This is a genomic window from Mycolicibacterium flavescens (assembly GCF_001722335.1).
Taxonomy (GTDB): Bacteria; Actinomycetota; Actinomycetes; order Mycobacteriales; family Mycobacteriaceae; genus Mycobacterium; species Mycobacterium flavescens.
On sequence record NZ_MIHA01000011.1, the window covers coordinates 30,848 to 52,189 of the forward strand.

Below are 21,342 nucleotides of genomic sequence, written 5' to 3' on the forward strand. Positions count from 1 at the left end.
AGCGCAGGTTCCCGTCGATGAGTGCGTTCTCCCAGCTCAAACAGGCCGACGGCACGTTGGTCGATTTCGACCGGGAGAAGGCGCCGCCGGTGCAGCGGCCGCCGCGGTGGGCGCTGTCCAATTGGCCCGTCCGGTGGAAAGTCTTGGCGATCGTATTGGTGCCGCTCATTTTGGCCGGAACATTCGGCGGGCTGCGAATCTACGGAAGCGCCACCGCGGAGACGGATTTGCGTCGCGCCGCCGATCGCGCCGAAATGGTGCCCGCCATCGAGAATTACATGGCCTCGCTCGAGAACGCGATGCTGGCCGCCCCGACCGGTGGGGATCCCCAGGCCGCGCTCAGCGAGTTCGACAGCAGCCGCCGGGAACTCCAGAGCCGGCTCGCAGGCACCGACGTCGCTCCCGATGTCCGCGAGGGCGTGACGACGCTGATCGACGACGGCCAGGCGCTGATGGACAAGGTCACCGCCAACAGCATCGGGTTGCGTGACAGCGTCCAGGCGTACGCGCTGCTGTTGTTGCCCGCCGAGGACATGGTGACGGCGTCGGTGCGCGTCGACGACGAACGCATCCGCGCCGAGACGGTCGGCGTCTCCCGGGCGATCGGTGCGCGCGGGCAGATGATGATGCAGCGCCTGGCGCTGACCCGCGGCGCCGAACTGCCCGAACCCGAGCTGCGCACCGCGGTCACCGCGCTGGCCGGCACCGAACCGTCGACGCTGTTCGGGATGAGCCAGGTGCTCGGCGTGGGCTCGCCGGACGCGCAGAAGCTGCAGGCCGAGTTCGTCAAGCGGATGGCGCTGATGACGAATCCGGCGGTGCCGCTGGTCAACAACCCCGAACTGCTGGCGTCGGTGGACGCCACCGACCAGATCGCCCGCTCGATCATCGACCGGACCACCGGCTCGATCATCTCGGCCGTCGAACAGAAGGCCGCCGACCAGCGCGCCACGCTGATCCGCGACGCCGTCATCGTCGGCGCTGCGCTGCTGATCGCGCTGATCATCGTCGCGCTGGTCGCGCGCTCGCTGGTCCGCCCGCTGCGCCGGCTGCGCGACAGCGCGCTCAAGGTCGCCCACGACGACCTGACCCGCGAGATCGAACAGGTTCGGGCCGGCGGGGACGCCACCGCGATCGAACCGATCCCCGTGCACACCTCCGAAGAGGTCGGTCAGGTGGCGCACGCCGTCGACGAACTGCACGAGCAGGCCGTGTTCCTGGCCGCCGAGCAGTCACGGCTGCAGCTGCAGATCGGCGACATGTTCGAGACCCTGTCGCGGCGCAGCCGCTCGCTGGTCGACCAGCAGCTGGCGCTGATCGACCGGCTGGAACGCGACGAAGAGGACCCCGACCGGTTGGAGAGCCTGTTCCGGCTCGACCACCTGGCCGCCCGCATGCGCCGCAACGGCGCCAACCTGCTGGTGCTGTCCGGGTCGAAGGTGCCGCGCGAGCAGGCCGAACCGGTGCCCGTGTCGGCGGTGATCAACGCGGCGGCCTCCGAGGTCGAGGAGTACACCCGGGTGGTGACCGCGACCGTGCCCGACAGCGACGTCAACGGATCCGTGGCCGGCGATCTGGTCCACCTGCTGGCCGAACTGCTCGACAACGCGCTGCGCTACTCGCCGCCGATCTCGCAGGTGCGGGTGTCGGCCGTGCACACCGCCAACGGCGGACTCGTCATCGAGGTCAGCGACATCGGCCTCGGGATGACCGAATCCGACCTGCGGGTGGCCAACACCCGCCTGCAGTCCGGCGGCGAGGTCAACCCGTACACCGCCCGGCACATGGGCCTGTTCGTGGTCGGCCGGCTGGCCGCCGCGCACGGGCTGGTGGTGCGGCTGCGCAGCACCGTCAACGGTGAACCGAACTCCGGCACCACCGCCGGGGTGTACGTCCCAGCCGAACTGCTGACCCGCGGCGGGCAGCCGGACCAGTACAGCGCACCCGACTACGCCATGCCCGCCGATGCGCACGCCGGGATCGCGACGGCGCTGGCGCTCGACGAAGACCACGACACCGCCAACCACGACACCGCCGAGACCGCCGAGGAACTCGACCCGTACGCCGATCAGAACGGCCGATACGACGCCGAACTCAACAGCCACATCGACGTGCCGATTTCGCTGCTGCCTCAACGCGATCCGGGCGCCAGCGGAATCTCCGACATCCCGGCGTCGCTGACCCCGCCGAGCCGGGAGCCGCAGGTGTACCGGGAAGAGTGGCCCGCCGACTCCATGCCCGCCCAGACTCCGCAGCCGCCTGCGGCTCCCGAGCCGGTGACCCATCGGCCCACCGACACCTCGGGGTTCTTCGCCGCGCGGGCCCAGGCCGTCGATGAGCCGCCTGTCGACGACACACCCGCGGTCGAGCCGCGCGAACCGGCGCCGGTCACGCACCACGCGGAAGACGACGGCTCCGAGGACGCGATCTATCAGAAGATGCTCTCCGAATGGCTGGTCGACCCGACCGAGATCGCCAACAGCGAGGACCTGAACTGGGAGACGGTCTGGGACCGTGGTTGGTCGGCCGCGGCCGCCGCCGACGAGGCGCCGGTCGCCGAGGTCACCGAAGAGGGCCTGCCGGTGCGCGAGCCCGGCGCCCGACTGGTCCCGGGCGCAGCGGATCTGGCCGACCGGATGTTCGGCGACGGTCACCAGGGCAGCGACGGTCCCCAGCGCAGCGGCGGTGCCCACCGCGGCGAGCAGGTAGCATCGGCGGCTGAGTACGGTGCCGAGCAGGGATCCGCGCCCGCCGCGCAAGCCTCTCCGCGGCGTGATCCCGAGGCGGTCCGCGCGAGCATCACCAGCCACTTCGGCGGGGTGCGCGCCGGCCGCTCGCACGCCAGAGAGACCGGAGGAACAGATACCGAATGAGCTACCCGTCGAGTTCGGCCGCCGGGGCGAATACGCGCCCCACGCAGCGTGATTCGCTCGACTGGCTGGTGTCGCGGTTCGCTCGCGAGGTCGCCGGGGTGGCCCACGCCGTCCTCGTGTCGGCCGACGGGCTTCTGATGGCGGCCAGCGAGCACATCCCGACCGAACGTGCCGACCAGCTCGCCGCGGTGGCCTCCGGGCTGGCCAGCCTGTCCACCGGCGCCGCACAGCTGTTCGACGGCGGTCACGTGCTGCAGTCGGTGGTCGAGATGGAGCACGGCTATCTGCTGCTGATGCGGGTCGGCGACGGGTCGAACCTCGCCACGCTGGCCACCCGCAACTGCGACATCGGCCAGATCGGTTACGAGATGGCCATATTGGTCGAACGGGTGGGCACTGTCGTCCAGTCGTCACGACGCCGCGCGCCGCAGCACTCGTGAGCGGCCCATGGATGAACCGGTGGGTTGGGACGAGGCGGCCGGGCACCCGCTGTGGGAACGCGATGTCGGCGACCAGCCGAGCCTGGTCCGGCCGTACATCCTGACCGCGGGGCGCACCACCCCCCGCATCGACCTGCCGTTCGAGGCGCCGATCGAGACCCTCGACTCGGCGGAACCGCCGCGGTGGCCCGGTAGCGACGTACGCGGGCAGATCGTCGCGCTGTGCGTCGAGCACCCGTCGGTCGCCGAGATCGCCGCGAAGTTATCGCTGCCGCTCGGCGTGGCGCGCGTGCTGATCGGGGATCTGGTGCTGCAGGGTTATGTCGCGGTGCGCGGCACCTTGACCGAGTCGAGCACGCTCGACGAACGACGTGAGTTGATAGGAAGGACACTGCGTGGCCTCAGGGCACTTTGAGGAGAGCTCCGCTGGCTCATGGTCTTCGCGCGGGCGCTCGTCCGCTACGAAGATCATCGTCTCCGGCGGCTTCGGCGCCGGCAAGACGACGTTCGTCGGCGCGGTCTCCGAGATCATGCCGCTGCGCACCGAGGCGCTGGTGACCAACGCCTCGGCCGGACTCGACGGGCTCGACGCCACCCCGGACAAGAACACCACCACCGTGGCCATGGACTTCGGGCGAATCACCCTCGACGAGGATCTGGTGCTGTATCTGTTCGGCACGCCCGGGCAGCGCCGGTTCTGGTTCATGTGGGACGACCTGGTGCGCGGCGCGATCGGGGCGATCGTCCTGGTCGACGTGCGGCGCCTGCAGGACAGCTTCGCCGCGGTCGACTTCTTCGAGGCCCGTCGGCTTCCGTTCCTGATCGCGGTCAACCAGTTCGACGACGCGCCACGACATCCGGTGGCTGCCGTGCGCAAGGCGCTGGCGCTGGCCGAGCACATCCCGGTCATCACCGTCGACGCCCGCGACCGCCAGTCGGCCAAGGCGGCGCTGATCGCGGTCACCGAGTACGCACTGACCAGCCTTTCCGCGCTGCCGGGCTGAGGCAGTGCCCACCGACGAAACCGTCTGGACCGAACGGGAGTTCACCGCTCACGACTTCCGGGACGAGGATCTGAGCCGGTTGCGCACCGAGCGGGCGGTGTTCGACGGATGCGACTTCCGCGGCGTCGACCTCACCGAGTCCGAGCACACCGGCTCGGCGTTCCGCAACTGCCGCTTCGAGCGGGCGACGTTGCAGCACAGCAGTTTCCGTCAGTGCAGCATGCTCGGCTCGACGTTGACCGAGACGCGGTTGCGGCCGGTGACGTTCAACGAGGTGGACCTGACACTGGCCGTTCTCGGCGGCTGCGATCTGCGCGGCGTCGACCTGAGCGGGTGCCGGTTGCGCGAAGCCGGCCTCGTCGACGCCGATCTGCGCAAGGCGGTGCTGCGCGGCGCCGATCTGTCCGGGGCGCGGGTGAACAACGCCCGCTTCGAGGAAGCCGACCTGCGCGGCGCCCGGGTCGATCCCACCCTGTGGACCACCGCGAAGGTGCGCGGCGCCAAGATCGACGTCGACCAGGCGTTGGCCTACGCCGTCGCGCACGGCCTGGACATCCACGGCGACTGACCCGTCGTCCCAAAGACGCTGATCAAAAAACCGCACGTCACGTGGTGTTTAAGCACACAGCGGTAAAAGTCGCATCCGCGATACCGAATTACTACGTTCAGTCGTATGCAGCTCACTCGGTTCACCGACATCGGTCTCCGGACCATGATGCTGCTCGCCGCGGGCGAAGCAGAAGACCGACGGGTCACCACCCGATCCATCGCCGTCGGCGCTCACGCCTCGGAGAACCATGTGGCCAAGGCCGTCGCTCGGTTGGCGGACCTCGGCATGGTGCACACCCAACGCGGCCGGGCCGGCGGGCTCACGCTCACCGAGGCCGGGCGCGAGGCGTCGCTGGGCTGGCTCATCCGGCGTCTCGAAGGCGACCGCGAAGTCATCGAATGCGCGGGCAGCGATCCGTGTCCGCTGCTGTCGGCCTGCCGGCTGCGTCGGGCGCTGGCCGATGCCAAGGAGGCGTTCTACCGCGAACTCGACCGCTATACCATCGCGGATTTGTCCAGGGGCGCCGGGCTTTTGATGATCCACGGGCCGCCGTCGGCCGTCGAACAACCGAACTCTCCCGCCGAAAGACCCGCCGAAAGGACCTTCCGATGACCGCCGTTGCCGCCGCCCCCGCCGAACTCGAACCCCAGCACGCCGCGATCGTGTCGGCGACTCTTCCGCTGATCGGCGCCCGTATCGACGACATCACCACCGAGTTCTACCGCCGCATGTTCGACAACCATCCCGAACTGCTGCGCAATCTGTTCAACCGCGGCAATCAGGCCCAGGGCGCGCAGCAACGGGCGCTCGCCGCATCGATCGCGACCTTCGCCACCCATCTCGTCGACCCGGCCCTTCCGCATCCGGCCGAACTGCTTTCCCGCATCGGCCACAAGCACGCGTCGCTGGGCGTGACCGCTGACCAGTACCCGGTCGTGCACGAGCACCTGTTCGCCGCGATCGTCGCGGTGCTGGGCGCCGATACGGTGACCGGCGAGGTGGCCGCGGCGTGGGACCGGGTCTACTGGATGATGGCGCAGACCCTGATCGACATCGAACGCGATCTGTACGCCTGCGCCGGTGTCGCCGACGGTGATGTGTACCGTCGCGCGCGCGTGGTCTCCCGGGTCGACGACCCGTCGGGTGCGGTGCTGTTGACCGTGCGATCGGTCGTCGGCGACTTCCCGAAATTCCGCCCGGGACAGTATGTTTCGGTGGGTGTCACGATGCCGGACGGGGCGCGGCAGCTGCGCCAGTACAGTCTGGTCAACGCGCCCGGCACCGAGGAGCTGACGTTCGCGGTCAAACCGGTCGGCGCCACCGAGGGCCAGCCGGCGGGCGAGGTGTCGACCTGGATCGCCGCCAACGTCTGCGTCGGCGACCTGCTCGACGTCACCGTGCCGTTCGGCGACCTGCCGGCGCCGACCGGCGGGCAGCCCCTGGTGCTCATCTCGGCGGGCATCGGGATCACCCCGATGATCGGCATTCTCGAGTTCCTGGTGGCCGAGGCGCCGCAGAGTTCGGTGCACGTGCTGCACGCCGATCGGGGCGACCTGTGCCATCCGCTGCGGGAGCGTCAGCATGAATTGGTTGCGCAGTTGCCCAACGGTTCTCTGGACATCTGGTACGAGGACGGGTTGACCGGCGGACAGGCCGGTGTGCATCCCGGGTTACTGACGCTCGACGGCCTGGAGTTCCCTGCGACCGCCGAGATCTACCTCTGCGGCAACAACGGTTTCGTCCAGGCGGTCCGGGCGCAGCTGATGGCGCGGGACGTGCCGGGTGCGCGGGTGCACAGCGAGCTGTTCTCGCCCAACGACTGGCTGCTGTCGTAACACGACATCACGCAGCAGCGCGCCCCTGCCGACCAGGTCGGCAGGGCGCGCGGCTGTCAGAAGTTCTGGCAGGTGCTGGCGACCGCGGTGATCACCGGGATGTACGGCTGCACACCCGGGAACGACCGGGCCTGCGCGACCATCGCCCGACGCTGGTCCGGCGAGGCGGCGATCAGGCTCTTGAGCCAACCGTTGGCCGCAGGCACCTCCTGAAGCTGCTGGGCGAGCTTCGGGTCCTGCGCCTGCAGCGCCGCGATGGTCTGCGGGTAGGTGCAGGTGGAGTTCACGATCACGTCGTCAACGGGCTGGGCGGAGGCGACGCCGGCCCCCGCGGTCAGCAGAACAGCCAGACCTCCCGAGGCGACAGCCAGTTTCGTCGTCGTGCGCATGTGTTGTATACCTTCCGCCACTTTGGTCACGATCAGACCACGCTAACACCCCCGTGCGGGTGCTCGCTGATTTCCGCCGGCGGCGAACGCCGCCCGCGCAGGGTATGTCGCGCACCGGACGGATCGTGTTACATGCAGGTCAGCTGCTCGACAGCCGGATCCGCCAGCGCACGAACGCGGTGTAGCCGACAGAGATGGCGGCCAGCATCGCCATGTCGAACAGCCACGTTCCCGAACTGTGCTCCCAGTGCCGGTCATCGGGGGTCAGCGGGCCGGGCACCAGCCGGATCAAGTCGATGGTGGAGGCCGACGCGGCGAAACCCCACCGCGCCGGGGTGAACCACGACATCTGGTCGAGCACGATGCGGTCGGTCACCGGGATCATGCCGCCGGAGAACACCAACTGGCTCATGATCGCCACCACCAGCAGCGGCATGATCTGCTCGTTGGACCTGGCCAGCGCCGACAGCGCCAGCCCCACCATGGCCGCGGCCACCGTCGTCACCGCGATGTCGACGAACAACTCGATGCTGCGGTTGCCCAGCACCGAACCCGACTCCACCGCGCCGGGCCCCCAGCCCTTGCCGATGATCGCGATCGCGGTCACGATCGCCGACTGCACGACCGCGAACACCGTGAACACGAAGACCTTCGCCAACAGGTACGCGGTCGTCGACAGACCGACCGCCTGTTCGCGACGGAAGATCGCCCGCTCACCGATCAGCGCGCGGATCGTCAACGCGGTGCCCATGAAGATCGCGCCGACGTTGAGCATCACCAGGATCTGTCCCGGCTCGTTGGGAGCGGGCCCGCCCTCGATCGCGGGGACCGGCACGCCGAAGCCGACGTCGCCGGGCACCGACAGCGACAACACCCCCATGATGAACGGCAGCAGCATCAGGAACGCGAAGTAGCCGCGGTCCGAGATCACCAGCCGGACCTGGCGCCGCGCGATCGTGGAGAACTGCCGTCGCACGCTGGTGCTGGTCGGGCTGCCCAGATCGGAGGGCTCCTCGGTCGGGGGCGGAGGCGGCGGCGGGCCGTGCTGGGCCAGGAAGCGCTGCGCGGCCGCATCCGGGTCGCCGGCGACCGAGCTGAAGATGTCGGCCCAGTTGGTGGTGCCCATCGACGGGCCGATCTGGCTGGGCGGCCCGTAGAACGCGGTCTTGCCGCCGGGCGCCAGCAGCAGCACCTGGTCGCAGACGTCCAGATAGGTCAGCGAGTGCGTGACGACCAGCACGACGCGGCCCGCGTCGGCCAGTTGCCGCAGCATCGTCATGACCTGGCGGTCCAGCGCCGGGTCCAGACCCGAGGTCGGCTCGTCGAGGATCAGCAGCGACGGGCCGGTCAGCAGTTCGAGCGCCACCGACGCGCGTTTGCGTTGGCCACCGGAGAGCTTGTCGACGCGGGTCTCGAGGTGCTTGGTCATCTCGAGTTCCTCGAGCACCTGCATGACGACCTGCTCGCGGTCGGCCTTGGTGGTGTCCGGCGGCAGCCGCAGTTCGGCGGCGTACATCAGCGCCTGGCGGACGGTCAGCTGACCGTGCACCACGTCGTCCTGGGGCACCATCCCGATCCGGGAGCGCAGCGAGGCGTACTCGGCGTGCACGTTGTGCCCCTCGAAGGTGACCGTGCCGGTGGTCGGGTGCGTGTAACCGGCGACCAGCCGCGCGAACGTCGACTTGCCGGCCCCCGACGGCCCGATCACCGCGGTCAGCGTGCCGGGCCTGGCCGCGATCGAGATGTTGTCCAGCAGCGTCTTGTTGTTCTCGATGGTCCAGGTGACGCCGTGCACCTCCAGGCCGCCGGTGCGGGTCGCGGCCTCACTCTCGGTGCGGCGCACCAGCGTTCCGCCGGTGAAGACCAGGTCGATGTTGCCGATCGTGACGGTGTCGCCGTCGCGCAGCAGCGCCGACTCCACCCGCGCGCCGTTGACGAACGTGCCGTTGATGCTGCGGTTGTCCTGGATCTCGGTCCCGCTCGGGGTGGGCACCAGGGTGGCGTGGTGGCGCGAGGCCAGCACGTCGGGCACGACGATGTCGTTGTCGGTGGCCCGGCCGATCTTGATGGCACCCGGGACGTTGTCCGCGGGTCGGCTGCCCGGCCGCAGAATCTTGAGCATGCTCGTCGCGAGGTTGCCGTCGCTGGAGCGCGGCGCCGCCGTGGGGCCCATCATCGTCGCCGACTCCAGCTCCGGCGACGAGATCGGCGGCGTCTGGCGCGGCAGCGGCGGGGCGGTGACCGGCGGCGGCGGATAGCCGGACGCTGCCCCGGTGTGCGGCTGCGGCGCGGTGGGGTAGCGCGGCGGTGCGGCCGGGGGTGGCGGCGCGGTCGGGTAGGTGTGCGGACGCGAGCCCGGCGGCGGTCCGTACGGCCGGCCCGGCGGCGGACCCGCGGCGGGCGGCGGCGGATACGTCGGGTGGGCGGGCCGCTGCTGACCGGCGATCGGCACCGCGGTCGTCGGGGTCCGCCCGGCGGCGCCCTGATGGCGGCCGACCTCGAACGTGAGCCGCGGGCCGTCGGGATTGCCGATGTTGACGGTCTGGCCGTCGGAGATGTCGACCGCGGGCACCCGGCGGTTGTTGACGAACATCCCGTTGAGGCTGCCGTTGTCGATCGCCACCCACCGGCCCTGGTCGAACCGCAGCACCAGGTGCGCGCGGCTGATCAACGGGTGGGCGATACGGACGTCGGCGCGAAGGTCACGGCCGACGACGACATCGTTTCCGGCCGCGAAGGTCCGGGTCGATCCGTCGTACCGAACGGTCAGCGCAGGTGCAGCGGGTCGGCTCATCGGGCCCAACTCTAACCGCAGCAGTGCCGCCGACGGCGGAGGTGCGAGTGGTGGTCAGCGGCGCGGCAGACCGTGGCGGCGCGCGCGGTCGCGCTGACCGCGCAGCGAAAGTTTGCCGATCGCCCGGCGAGTCGCGCGGATTCCGGGCCGGAACGTGGTCACCATTGGGCATGGTGTCTCGAACACCCCTGCTGTTCCTCGGCGTAGCCGGGCTCTGCGTGGCCGCCGCGGTGCTGGCGCCGACGGTCGACGCGCAGGGTGGTCCCGTCGCCATCGACGACCGTGGTTTCGTCGGCACCCAGGCCCGCTGCGCGACACCGTCGGCGGGCGTGGCGTTCGGCCGCACCGCCAGCGCGCTGGTGGTGATCTGCAAGGACAGCGACGGCTACGAGTACCGCGGGCTGCGGTTACGGGACGATGCGCTGCTCACCGTGGCGGCCGACCGCGTCGGCTCCGGCGTCTACAGCGCGCGCAACGACGGTGTGGCCTACACCTTCTCGGCGAAGGAACTCGTTGTGACCGAGGGGGATCGGGTGCTCGTCACCGAGCCGATGGTGGCCTACGTGGAGCCGCGGCCGACGGGCTGATAGTTGTCCGGCGCCCCGGTCAGCACACAGTGGGTGTGGCTGTAGATCGTCGGCATGCATTTGTTGCAGTGATCGCAGATCGACTTCACCGTGCTGTCGGCCTGGATCCGGTTGAGCAGGTCGGGCTCGGCCAGCAGCGCGCGGCCCATCGCGACGAACTCGAACCCCTCGGCCATCGCCAGGTCCATCGTCTCGCGGTTGGTGATGCCGCCCAACAGGATCAGCGGCATCTTGAGCTCGGCGCGGAACTGCCGGGCGTGGCGGAGCAGGAACGCCTCGCGGTAGGGGTACTCGCGCAGGAACTTCTTGCCGGTCATCCGGATGCCCCAGCGGATCGGCGGTTTGAACGCGTTCGCGAACTCCTTGAGCGGGACGGCGCCGTGGAACAGGTACATCGGGTTGACCAGCGAACTGCCCGCGGTCAGCTCGATCGCGTCCAGCCCGCCGTCCTCCTCGAGCCACTTCGCGGTCTGCAGCGACTCCTCGACGCTGATGCCGCCGCGCACCCCGTCCGACATGGTGAGCTTGGCGGTCACCGCGATCGGGGTGCCCTCCTTCTCGACGGCCCGGCGCACCGCCATCACGACGCCGCGCGCGACCTTGGCGCGGTTCTCCAGCGAGCCGCCGAACTCGTCGGACCGGCGGTTGAGCAGCGGGCTGAGGAACGAACTGGCCAGGTAGTTGTGGCCCAGGTGGATCTCCACCGCGTCGAATCCCGACTCGATCGCCAGCCGTGCGGCGTTGGCGTGCGCCTCGGTGACCTCGCGGATGTCGTCGCGGGTGGCCTTCTTGGCGAACCGCATCGACAGCGGGTTGAAGAAGCGGATCGGCGCCAGCGCCCCGGCCTTGTTGGTCCGGGCATTCGCCACCGGGCCGGCGTGGCCGATCTGCGCGCTGATCGCCGCGCCCTCGGCGTGGACCGCCTCGGTGAGCCGCTTCAGTCCCGGCACCGCCTCGGGGCGCATCCAGATCTGCCAGCCGTCGGTGCGCCCGCCGGGGGCGACTGCGCAGTACGCCACCGTCGTCATGCCGACCCCGCCGGCGGCGGGCAGCCGGTGGTAGTTGATCAGCTCGTCAGTGACGAGCGCGTCCGGCGTCGACGCCTCGAACGTCGCCGCCTTGATGATGCGGTTGCGCAGCGTCACCGGGCCGAGCTTGGCCGGGGAGAACACATTGGGCTGATTGCTCTGCTCTTCACCCGAGAGGCTCATCGCCGTGTCCATGCTCAGGAGCATGCCAGACTGTCACCCGTGGGTGCGATCACATTGGACGGCAAGGCCACGCGCGACGAAATCTTCATCGACCTCAAGGAGCGGGTCGCGAAGCTGACCGAGGCCGGGCGGACACCCGGGCTGGGCACGGTGCTCGTCGGCGACGACCCCGGTTCGCAGGCCTACGTCCGCGGTAAGCACGCCGACTGCGCGAAGGTCGGCATCAACTCGATCCGCCGCGACCTGCCCGCCGACATCGGCCAGGCCGAACTCGACGCCACCCTCGACGAGCTCAACGCCAACCCCGAGTGCACCGGCTACATCGTGCAGTTGCCGCTGCCCAAGCACCTCAACGAGAACGCCGCGCTCGAGCGTGTCGACCCGGGCAAGGACGCCGACGGCCTGCACCCGACGAACCTGGGCCGACTGGTGCTCAACGAGCCGGCGCCGCTGCCGTGCACCCCGCGCGGCATCGTGCACCTGCTGCGCCGCTACGAGGTCGAGATCGCCGGCGCCCACGTGGTGGTCATCGGCCGCGGCGTGACGGTCGGGCGGCCGCTGGGGCTGCTGCTGACCCGCCGCTCGGAGAACGCGACAGTCACGTTGTGCCACACCGCGACCCGGCACCTGCCCGAACTGGCCCGCGAGGCCGACATCATCATCGCCGCGGCCGGGGTGCCGCACATGGTGACCGCGGAGATGGTGCGACCGGGCGCGGCCGTCGTCGACGTCGGGGTCAGTCGCGACGAGAACGGCAAGCTCGTCGGCGACGTGCACCCCGACGTGTGGGACGTGGCAGGCCATGTGTCGCCCAACCCCGGCGGCGTCGGGCCGCTCACCCGGGCGTTCCTGTTGACGAACGTCGTCGAGCGGGCGGAGGCGCTCGCGGCGAGGTGACCCCGAAGGAGTTCGCGCACAAGGTCTTCACCGGCCAGTGGCCGTTCTGGCTGGTCGGTCTGGGCATGGCCGCCGCGTTCGGTCTGGTGGTGACCGGCTACTGGCGGCGCGGCGCGCTGGTGATGGCGATCGCGGTCGGGGTGGCGGCGGGGCTGCGGCTGCTGCTCAGCGACGAGCGCGCCGGCCTGCTCGCGGTGCGCTCCCGCACGATCGACGTCGTCACCACGGCGGTGGTGAGCGCGGCGATGCTCTACATCGCGTGGACGATCGACCCGCTGGGCACCAGCTGACCCCGCCTTCCGCGCCGAGACTGCCGCGCGTTTCGGAAAACCCTCGCCGGGCACCCATCCCGCATCGCTTCTGCGTCGAATCCCTGACGAGTCGCGGTCGCCGGGTGCAAAGGAGTGGGGATGACGCAGGTATCGCCGGCGCCGAGAGTCGAGGGTCCACCGACGTCCCGGGTGCTGCCGCTGGTCGTCGGGTGCCTCAGCGTCGCGGTGGTGGTCGGCTCGATGGTGGCGTTCAACACCGCGCTCGGCGACGTCGCGGCCGCCACCTCGGCCACCCAGACGCAGCTGAACTGGATCGTCGACGGTTACACCCTGGTGCTGGCCTGTCTGCTGCTGCCGGCCGGTGCGATCGGCGATCGCTACGGCCGCCGGACCGCGCTGCTCGCCGGGTTGACGGTGTTCTCGGTCGCCTCGGCCGCGCCGGTGTTCTTCGACGCGCCGACGCAGATCATCGCGGCGCGGATGGTCGCCGGTGCCGGCGCCGCATTCGTGATGCCTGCCGGGCTGTCGCTGCTGTCGCGGGCATATCCGACCGAGCAGCGCTCCAAGGTCATCGGCATCTGGGCGGCGGTGGCCGGATGCGCCGGCGTGCTGGGCCTGCTGGGCTCCGGGCTGGTGCTCGCCTACGGGCAGTGGCAGGCGATCTGCTGGGCGCTTGCCGTCGCCGGCGTCGTGGTTCTGCTTGCGGCGCTGGCGCTTTCGGCTGACGCCGACGGGGTGCAGCGCGGTGTCGACTGGCTGGGCTCGGTGCTGATCGCGGTCGCGGTCGCGCTGGTGGTGTACGGGCTTCTCGAGGCGCCGTCGCGCGGCTGGACGGACTGGCGGACCGTCGGCTGCCTGGTCGGCGGTGCGCTCGCCGCGGGCCTGTTCGTGCTCGCCGAACTGCGGATGCGGGCGCCGCTGCTGGATCCGCGGTTGTTCACCGACCGCCCGCTCGCCGCGAGCGCGGTGACGATCACCGCGCTGTTCGCCGCGACGTTCGGGTTCTTCTACCTCGGCATGCAGTACGCGCAGCTGGTGCTCGGCTACTCGGCGTTGACCGCGGCGGGTGCGTTCGCGCCGTTCGCGGTTCCGGTGGTCGCGCTGTCGGTGCTCTCGCACCGGTTCGTGCCCCGCTGGGGGGCCGGCCGGCTGTCGGCGGCGGGGTTGGCGGTGATCGCGGTCGGCTTCGCCTCGATGCTGTCGCTGCAACAGGATTCGTCATACCTGCATCTGCTGGTGTCGTCGGTGATCATCGGCGCGGGCATCGGTCTGGCCACCGCGCCGGCGACTTCGACGATCATGCTGGCGCTGCGCGACGAGGAGCAGGGCGTCGCGTCGGCGATCAACGACACCACCCGCGAACTGGGGGCCGCGGTCGGGATGGCCGTCGCGGGTTCGGTGCTGGCCGACCGCTACACCTCCAAGGTGAGCACCGCGCTGGCGGATCTGCCGCCGCCGCTCGGACAGCAGGTCGCCGACGGTTTCGGTAAGGCGGTGGCGATCGCGGAGTCGATGGGCCCGGGCGGGCTGCCGATCCTCGAGGCGTCCCAGCAGGCCTTCCTGAGCGGGCTGCACTCCTCGACCGCGGTGCTGGCGGTGCTGTCGGCCTCAGCGGCGCTGGCGGTGGCCGCGATCGCCTCGATCACGCGGCCCGTCGGACAGATCCAACAGTGACGCCCACTGCGGGGCCGACAGGTCACGCGGCAGCGCGTCGACGCGGATCCGGTTGTCCCGCAGCCACCGTCGGGTGACGTCGCGGGGCGCCACGCCGCCGACGATCTGCGCGATACCGCGTCCGCGCCCGGTGAACACCCGGTGCACGAGCCGCTGATACCGGTGCCTGTCGTGGTGGTCGACGAGCGGGTCGGCCCGCCGCCGGACCGTGATCAGGCCGCCGTCGACACCCGGGCGCGGGGTGAACGCGGCGGCCGGGACACGTTGCGCAAGAGCGAATTCGAACCAGGGCCACCACTGCGCGGTCATCATCGTCGCGCCGCCGACACCCGCCCGGCGCCGTGCCACCTCCCACTGCACCAGCAGGACAGCGTCGGTCCAGCCGGGGGAGTGCAGCAGTCGGCGCAGCATGGCGGTCGTCTGGTGAAACGGCAGGTTGCCCACGACGACGTGCGGTGTGGCGGGCAGCCGGTAGGTCAGGAAATCGGCTGTCACCACATTCGTCGTCGCCGCGGTTCGAGTATCGAGTCGCACCGCACGACGCGCGTCGACCTCGATCGCGGTCAACGGCCGCCGTAGCCGCTGCAGCGGAAGCGTCAGCGCGCCGTCGCCGGCGCCGATCTCGATGATCGGCCCGGTGGTCTGCGCGACGAGGTCGACGATGGTGTTGATGACGCGTCGGTCACGAATGAAGTTCTGGCCGAACTCATGTCGGCCATGATGAGGAGAAGGCACGAAGGCTCCGCGGACGCCGGGACAATGTCGCTGCGGCGGCGGACGAGAGAGCAGGTCGACGTCCGCCGCTAGGCGGTGCGCAACCTCATCGACGCTGACATGGACTCGACGCTAGGTGACTCCGGCGGCGGGCTCAACCGATTATTCAGCACGCGAGCGGCCAGTTATGCCGCGTTGCAAGCCCATTTGTGTCGAATAAGTGGCCACTCGGCGAAGTCAGGCCAGCGTCGCGCGGATGCAGACCGTCACATACGGCAGCGCAAGCCCCGTCGAGTTGGCCAGCGCCGGGTGCGTGGCGAGCAGGTCGCGGACGCGGTCCAGCGTGCGGGTACGCACCTTCTCCGGCGAGGTGATGCAGTAGCTGCGCGAGGCCACCAGGTCGATGAGCGCCTGCGGGGTCAGGTAACTGGTCCACTCGACCTGGTGGCGCTCGACCCCGGTGAACGGTTCGGGCAGCGTCACCGCGTGGCTGAGCGGGTCGTCTTCGTGGCCGATGACGTCGCCCAGGTCCTTGACCCAGCCCATCCGTTCGTCGCGGGTGTTCCACACCAGGCCCAGGCGCCCGCCGGGCCGCAGCACCCGGCTCACCTCCTTGACCGCGCGTTCCAGGTCGAACCAGTGCCACGCCTGGGCCACCAGCACGGTGTCGACGCTGTCGTCGGCCAGCGGGATCTCCTCGGCGGTCCCCAGCAGCGCGGGCGTCTCGGGCAGCGAATTACTCAGCAGCTCAAGCATTTCCGGGATGGGGTCGACGGCGATGACGTCGAGCCCCCGTTCGACGAGCCGGGTGGTCAGCTTGCCCGTGCCCGCACCCAGATCGAGCACCTTGCGCGCGTCCGGCGGCAGCAGCCAGTCGATGGCCTCGGGGGGATACGACGGCCTGCCGCGCTCGTAGGCCGCGGCTTCCGCACCGAAGGACAGCGAGCGGTCCTGCTCCGGCCGGCTCACCGCGGGCTCATTTCGAGGCCAGCTCCAGCGTCTGGCGGATCAGCTTGTACACCGCGTCGGTCTCGACCAGGAACCCGTCGTGCCCGTAGATCGAGTCGACGATGCTGAGGCCGTCGCAGCCGGGCAGCAGATCGGCCAGCTCCTGCTGCAGCCGGATCGGATACAGCCGGTCGGAGATGATGCCGCCGACCACCGCGGGCACCGGGCAGCCGCGCAGCGCGGCCTCCACCCCGCCGCGGCCGCGGCCGACGTCGTGGCTGGACAGCGAATCGGTCAGCGTCACATAGGTTCCCGCGTCGAACCGGGAGACCAGCTTGCGGCCCTGGTGTTCGAGGTAGCTCTGCACCGCGTAGCGGCCGCCGAGCGCCGGGTCCTCACCGGTCTGGGCGTCGTTGGCGAACCGGTTGTCCAGTTCGAGCTCGCCGCGGTAGGTCAGGTGGGCGAACCGGCGGGCGATCTCCATCCCGAGTTCGGGCGTGCGCCCGGTGTCGTAGTAGTCGCCGCCGCACCAGTTCGGGTCGGCCTTGATCGCCGCGACCTGCGAGCTCTGGGTGCCGATCTGGTCGGCCGTGGCGCGCGCGCCGACAGCCAGCACCAGCCCGGCGCGCACCCGGTCCGGGTGTCCGATCATCCACTCCAGCGCCCGCGCGCCGCCCATCGAACCGCCGACGACCGCGGCGACCTCGGTGATGCCGAGCGCCTCGAGCGCGGCGATGTCGGCGGTCACCTGGTCGCGGATGGACACGGCGGGAAACCGCGAACCCCACGCCCGGCCGTCCGGATGCGGGCTGCTGGGGCCGGTCGAGCCGCGGCAGCCGCCGAGCACGTTGGTGGCCACCGCACACCAGCGGTCGGTGTCGATCGGGGCGCCGGGCCCCGCGACGCCGTCCCACCAGCCGGCGGTCGGGTGGTCGGGGCCGGCCGGACCGGTGATGTGGGAGTCGCCGGTCAACGCGTGCAGCACGACGACCACGTTGTCGCGTTGCGGCGACAGTTCGCCCCAGCGCTGCACGGCGATCGACACGTCATCGATGACCGCACCGTTCTCCAGCGTCAGCGGGCCGATGTCGACCACGCCGATCTCGCCTTCCGCGGGCAGGTTCAGAAGGGGCACCTCGACTTCCAGGTCAGAGAGCGTCATCAGAACGCTGCCGTGGTGTTGGGGTCCGCGGCGCCCGACCCGCTGAACGGTTTGGCCGCGGCGAAACCCCGCTCGAGGTCGGCCAGGATGTCGTCGATGCCCTCGATGCCGACCGCCAGCCGGACCAGGCCGGGGGTGACACCGCTGGCCAACTGCTCCTCGGCCGACAGCTGCGCATGCGTGGTCGACGCCGGGTGGATCACCAGCGAGCGCACGTCGCCGATGTTGGCGACGTGGCTGTGCAGGGTCAGCGCATTGACGAACGCCTTGCCCGCGTCGACGCCGCCGGCCAGCTCGAACGCCAGCACCGCCCCGGTGCCCCTGGGCGCCAGCTTCTTTCCCAGCTCGTACCACGGCGACGACGGCAGACCCGCGTAGTTGACCGACAGCACGTCGTCGTGCCCGTCGAGGAACTCGGCGACCTTCTGCGCGTTGGCGACGTGGCGCTCGACGCGCAGGCTCAGCGTCTCGATGCCTTGGGCGACCAGGAACGCGTTGAACGGCGACGCCGCCGAACCCAGGTCGCGCAGCAGCTGCACCCGCGCCTTGAGCGCGTACGCCGGCGGGCCGAGCTCGGCGAACACCACACCGTGGTAGCTCGGGTCGGGCTCGGTGAAGCCGGGGAACCGCCCGCTGGTCCAGTCGAACGTGCCGCCGTCGACGATCACCCCGGCGATCGCGGTGCCGTGCCCGCCGAGGTACTTGGTGGCCGAGTGCACGACGATGTCGGCGCCGTGGGCCAGCGGCTGGATCAGGTACGGGGTGGCGATGGTGTTGTCGACGATCAGCGGCACACCGGCGTCGTGGGCGACCGCCGCGACGTTGGGGATGTCGAGGATGTCGATCTTCGGGTTGGAGATCGATTCGGCGAAGAACGCCTTGGTGTTCGGCCGCACCGCCGCCCGCCACGAGTCGAGGTCATCGGGGTCCTCCACGAAGCTGACCTCGATGCCGATCTTGGGGAACGTGTAGTGGAACAGGTTGTAGGTGCCGCCGTAGAGCCGCGGGCTGGACACGATGTGGTCGCCGGCGTTGGCGATGTTGAGGATCGCGAGATGCTCGGCAGCCTGACCGGAAGCCAGGAACAGCGCGGCCACCCCGCCCTCGAGCGCCGCGATGCGCTGCTCGACGGCGTCCTGCGTCGGGTTCATGATCCGGGTGTAGATGTTGCCGGTCTCGGCCAGACCGAACAGCGCCGCCGCGTGGTCGGTGCTGTCGAACACGTACGACGTCGTCTGGTAGATCGGCAGCGCCCGCGCGTTGGTGGCGACGTCGGGGGTTTGCCCGGCGTGGACCTGTTTGGTCTCGAACGCCCAGTTGGCAGTCGGGTCTTGTGGCGTGCTCATGCGGAAACGGACCTCCATCTGGCTCTCGGGGGGTCCGTCACAACGGACCCGCGCTTGCCGGCGACCGTCGTTAACGGTCACTCAACCTGGTCATCACCCGGGGCACCCCACCGCGGTTGGAGGGTTGCCGGCCAGCAAGCCGGGGCTTGTCGCTGGCGCTCATGACCGATAAGAAGCCTAGCGCACCTTCCCGACAGCGGGCCAGCGCGTGCTTGCCGCAGCGGAAGCTACTGGTCAGTAGCCAGATCACAGCGGCGGGGCCGGACCCCCTGGCTCACACCTAGCGTCGGGTGCGGAGCAATACTGGTAGGCGACTGATACCACCGAAACCTGACTGAGACCTGTCTAGGCCTGACCGACGACGAGCCGGGAGAACACTGAATGACTGCCGAGCAGCCGACCATCATCTACACGCTGACCGACGAGGCGCCGCTGCTGGCGACGTACGCGTTCCTGCCGATCATCCGCACGTTCACCGAACCCGCCGGGATCAACGTCGAGACCAGCGACATCTCGGTGGCCGCCCGCATCCTCGCCGAGTTCTCCGACCGGCTGACCGAGGAGCAGCGCGTGCCCGACAACCTGGCCCGCCTCGGTGAGCTGACCCAGGACCCGGACACCAACATCATCAAGCTGCCCAACATCAGCGCCTCGGTGCCGCAGCTGCTGGCCGCGATCAAGGAGCTGCGCGGTAAGGGCTACGACCTGCCGGACTATCCGGGCGAGCCGAAGAACGACGAAGAGAAGACGATCAAGGAACGGTACGGCAAGATTCTCGGCAGCGCGGTGAACCCGGTTCTGCGCGAAGGGAACTCGGACCGTCGTGCCCCCAAGGCGGTCAAGGAGTTCGCGCGTAAGCACCCGCACAGCATGGGCGAGTGGTCGCAGGCGTCGCGCACCCACGTCGCGACCATGAAGGGCGGTGACTTCTACCACGGCGAGAAGTCGCTGACGCTGGACAAGAACCGCAGCGTCCGGATGGAGCTCAAGACCAAAAGCGGTGAGACCGTCGTCCTCAAGCCCGAGGTCAAGCTCGACGAGGGCGACATCATCGACAGCATGTTCATGAGCAAGAAGGCTCTGATCGCGTTCTACGAGGAGCAGATCGAGGACGCCTACAAGACCGGCGTGATGTTCTCGCTGCACGTCAAGGCGACCATGATGAAGGTCAGCCACCCGATCGTGTTCGGCCACGCGGTCAAGGTGTTCTACAAGGAGGCGTTCGCCAAGCACCAGAAGGTGCTCGAGGAACTCGGCGTCAACGTCAACAACGGCATGTCGGATCTGTACGACAAGATCCAGACGTTGCCCGCCTCGCAGCGCGAGGAGATCATCCAGGACATCCACGCCGTGCACGAGCACCGCCCGGAGCTGGCGATGGTCGATTCGGCGCGCGGCATCACCAACTTCCACTCGCCCTCGGACGTGATCGTCGACGCGTCGATGCCGGCGATGATCCGCCTCGGCGGCAAGATGTACGGCGCAGACGGGCGCACCAAGGACACCAAGGCCGTCAACCCGGAGTCGACGTTCTCGCGGATCTACCAGGAGATGATCAACTTCTGTAAGACCCACGGCCAGTTCGACCCGACCACGATGGGCACCGTGCCCAACGTCGGCCTGATGGCGCAGAAGGCCGAGGAATACGGCAGCCACGACAAGACTTTCGAGATTCCCGAGGACGGCGTCGCCGACATCGTCGACAACGAGACCGGCGAGGTGCTGCTGACCCAGAACGTCGAAGAGGGCGACATCTGGCGGATGCCGATCGTCAAGGACGCCGCGATCCGCGACTGGGTGAAGCTGGCCGTCGACCGCGGCCGCGCGTCGGGCATGACCGTGCTGTTCTGGTTGGACACCGAGCGCCCGCACGAGGTGGAGCTGCGCAAGAAGGTCAAGGCCTACCTGGCCGACCACGACACCGAGGGCCTGCACATCCAGGTGATGCCGCAGGTGTGGGCCATGCGCTACACGTTGGAGCGGCTGATCCGCGGCCAGGACACCATCGCCGCGACCGGAAACATCCTGCGCGACTACCTGACCGACCTGTTCCCGATCCTCGAGCTGGGCACCAGCGCGAAGATGCTCTCGATCGTCCCGCTGATGGCCGGCGGCGGCATGTACGAGACCGGGGCCGGTGGTTCGGCGCCCAAGCACGTGCACCAGCTGGTCGAGGAGAACCACCTGCGGTGGGATTCGCTCGGCGAGTTCCTGGCGCTGGGTGCGTGTTTCGAGGACATCGGCCGCAAGACCGGCAACAAGCGCGCCGAGCTGCTTGGCACGACGCTGGACTCGGCGATCGGAAAGCTGTTGGACAACAACAAGAGTCCGTCACGCAAGACCGGTGAGCTGGACAACCGCGGCAGCCAGTTCTACCTGGCGATGTACTGGGCGCAGGAACTGGCGGGCCAGAGCGAGGACAGCGAGCTGGCCGGCCACTTCGCGGAGCTGGCCAAGGCGCTGGGCGACAACGAGGACGCCATCGTCAACGAGCTCGCCGAGGTGCAGGGCGACAGCGTCGACATCGGCGGCTACTACTACCCGGACGCGGAGAAGACCACCGCGGTGATGCGGCCCAGCAAGACGCTGAACTCGGTGCTCGAGGGCGCGACCGAGGCCCCGGTCACCCAGGGATAGCCGGGCGCA

The 21,342-nt window shown here is 69.7% G+C and carries 19 protein-coding genes and 1 riboswitch; of the genes, 12 read left to right on the plus strand and 7 right to left on the minus strand.

Going from position 1 to position 21,342, the window contains the following annotated elements; all coding sequences use genetic code 11:
• The first annotated feature begins 17 nt into the window (after window positions 1-17).
• The 7 genes from BHQ18_RS15870 to BHQ18_RS15900 all read left to right on the plus strand — a co-directional run bounded on the left by BHQ18_RS15870 (window position 18) and on the right by BHQ18_RS15900 (window position 6,702).
• Window positions 18-2,873 (plus strand): HAMP domain-containing sensor histidine kinase, encoded by a 2,856-nt coding sequence (locus BHQ18_RS15870; protein ID WP_069414596.1) that lies wholly within the window; start codon window positions 18-20, stop codon window positions 2,871-2,873.
• Window positions 2,870-3,313, plus strand: a complete 444-nt coding sequence (locus tag BHQ18_RS15875; RefSeq protein WP_069414597.1) for a roadblock/LC7 domain-containing protein — start codon at window positions 2,870-2,872, stop codon at window positions 3,311-3,313. Before BHQ18_RS15870 ends, BHQ18_RS15875 begins: the two co-directional genes overlap by 4 nt.
• 7 nt (window positions 3,314-3,320) lie before the next feature.
• Window positions 3,321-3,728: a DUF742 domain-containing protein gene (locus tag BHQ18_RS15880; protein WP_084294103.1), complete on the plus strand. Its 408-nt coding sequence runs from the start codon at window positions 3,321-3,323 to the stop codon at window positions 3,726-3,728.
• Window positions 3,709-4,317 carry a GTP-binding protein gene (locus BHQ18_RS15885; RefSeq protein WP_084294104.1) on the plus strand — a complete coding sequence of 203 codons (609 nt, stop codon included), beginning with the start codon at window positions 3,709-3,711 and terminating at the stop codon, window positions 4,315-4,317. Before BHQ18_RS15880 ends, BHQ18_RS15885 begins: the two co-directional genes overlap by 20 nt.
• Before the next feature lie 4 nt (window positions 4,318-4,321).
• On the plus strand, window positions 4,322-4,885 hold the full coding sequence (locus BHQ18_RS15890; RefSeq protein ID WP_069414598.1) for a pentapeptide repeat-containing protein: 564 nt from the start codon (window positions 4,322-4,324) through the stop codon (window positions 4,883-4,885).
• 105 nt (window positions 4,886-4,990) lie between these two features.
• Window positions 4,991-5,479: an RrF2 family transcriptional regulator gene (locus BHQ18_RS15895; RefSeq protein ID WP_069414599.1), complete on the plus strand. Its 489-nt coding sequence runs from the start codon at window positions 4,991-4,993 to the stop codon at window positions 5,477-5,479.
• Complete coding sequence (locus tag BHQ18_RS15900) at window positions 5,476-6,702, plus strand: globin domain-containing protein (protein WP_069414600.1); 1,227 nt, start codon at window positions 5,476-5,478, stop codon at window positions 6,700-6,702. The genes BHQ18_RS15895 and BHQ18_RS15900 overlap by 4 nt, the downstream gene beginning before the upstream one ends.
• Window positions 6,703-6,758: 56 nt before the next feature.
• On the opposite strand, the gene BHQ18_RS15905 is transcribed toward BHQ18_RS15900, so the two are convergent.
• Entirely contained in the window at window positions 6,759-7,091 is a 333-nt protein-coding gene (locus BHQ18_RS15905; RefSeq protein ID WP_069414601.1) for a hemophore-related protein, read from the minus strand.
• Between the two features lie 139 nt (window positions 7,092-7,230).
• On the minus strand, window positions 7,231-9,885 hold the full coding sequence (locus BHQ18_RS15910) for an FHA domain-containing protein (protein ID WP_069414602.1): 2,655 nt from the start codon (window positions 9,883-9,885) through the stop codon (window positions 7,231-7,233).
• 173 nt (window positions 9,886-10,058) lie between these two features.
• Between BHQ18_RS15910 and BHQ18_RS15915 the strand changes: the two genes are divergently transcribed.
• The gene (locus BHQ18_RS15915) at window positions 10,059-10,472 is read left to right on the plus strand and encodes a hypothetical protein (RefSeq protein WP_131815695.1); all 414 of its coding nucleotides are present in this window, start codon (window positions 10,059-10,061) and stop codon (window positions 10,470-10,472) included.
• Here BHQ18_RS15915 and BHQ18_RS15920 read toward each other — a convergent pair.
• Complete coding sequence (locus BHQ18_RS15920; RefSeq protein ID WP_069414604.1) at window positions 10,445-11,695, minus strand: NADH:flavin oxidoreductase; 1,251 nt, start codon at window positions 11,693-11,695, stop codon at window positions 10,445-10,447. The two genes, BHQ18_RS15915 and BHQ18_RS15920, sit on opposite strands and share 28 nt — an antisense overlap.
• A 27-nt stretch (window positions 11,696-11,722) precedes the next feature.
• Here BHQ18_RS15920 and BHQ18_RS15925 point away from each other — a divergent pair, with 27 nt between their 5' ends.
• From BHQ18_RS15925 to BHQ18_RS15935, 3 genes are all read left to right on the plus strand, one after another.
• Entirely contained in the window at window positions 11,723-12,580 is an 858-nt protein-coding gene (locus tag BHQ18_RS15925) for a bifunctional methylenetetrahydrofolate dehydrogenase/methenyltetrahydrofolate cyclohydrolase (RefSeq protein WP_205866120.1), read from the plus strand.
• Entirely contained in the window at window positions 12,577-12,870 is a 294-nt protein-coding gene (locus tag BHQ18_RS15930) for a DUF3017 domain-containing protein (protein ID WP_069414605.1), read from the plus strand. Before BHQ18_RS15925 ends, BHQ18_RS15930 begins: the two co-directional genes overlap by 4 nt.
• A gap of 120 nt (window positions 12,871-12,990) precedes the next feature.
• The gene (locus BHQ18_RS15935) at window positions 12,991-14,526 is read left to right on the plus strand and encodes an MFS transporter (RefSeq protein ID WP_069414727.1); all 1,536 of its coding nucleotides are present in this window, start codon (window positions 12,991-12,993) and stop codon (window positions 14,524-14,526) included.
• Here the strand turns inward: BHQ18_RS15935 and erm are convergent.
• The 4 genes from erm to BHQ18_RS15955 form a co-directional block, all read right to left on the minus strand.
• Window positions 14,461-15,261, minus strand: coding sequence for a 23S ribosomal RNA methyltransferase Erm (gene erm, locus BHQ18_RS15940; RefSeq protein WP_069414606.1), 801 nt, complete (start codon window positions 15,259-15,261; stop codon window positions 14,461-14,463). The two genes, BHQ18_RS15935 and erm, sit on opposite strands and share 66 nt — an antisense overlap.
• Window positions 15,262-15,477: 216 nt before the next feature.
• Window positions 15,478-16,209, minus strand: coding sequence for a class I SAM-dependent methyltransferase (locus BHQ18_RS15945; protein WP_069414607.1), 732 nt, complete (start codon window positions 16,207-16,209; stop codon window positions 15,478-15,480).
• A 7-nt stretch (window positions 16,210-16,216) separates the two neighbouring features.
• The gene (gene metX / locus BHQ18_RS15950; RefSeq protein WP_069414608.1) at window positions 16,217-17,350 is read right to left on the minus strand and encodes a homoserine O-acetyltransferase MetX; all 1,134 of its coding nucleotides are present in this window, start codon (window positions 17,348-17,350) and stop codon (window positions 16,217-16,219) included.
• Window positions 17,350-18,696: a bifunctional o-acetylhomoserine/o-acetylserine sulfhydrylase gene (locus tag BHQ18_RS15955; RefSeq protein WP_069414728.1), complete on the minus strand. Its 1,347-nt coding sequence runs from the start codon at window positions 18,694-18,696 to the stop codon at window positions 17,350-17,352. Before BHQ18_RS15955 ends, metX begins: the two co-directional genes overlap by 1 nt.
• A 45-nt stretch (window positions 18,697-18,741) precedes the next feature.
• Window positions 18,742-18,863: riboswitch (SAM riboswitch) on the minus strand.
• A gap of 214 nt (window positions 18,864-19,077) precedes the next feature.
• On the opposite strand from BHQ18_RS15955, the gene BHQ18_RS15960 reads away from it, so the two are divergent.
• A complete protein-coding gene (locus BHQ18_RS15960) occupies window positions 19,078-21,333 on the plus strand; it encodes an NADP-dependent isocitrate dehydrogenase (RefSeq protein WP_069414609.1) in 2,256 nt (751 codons plus the stop codon).
• The last annotated feature ends 9 nt before the right edge of the window (window positions 21,334-21,342 follow it).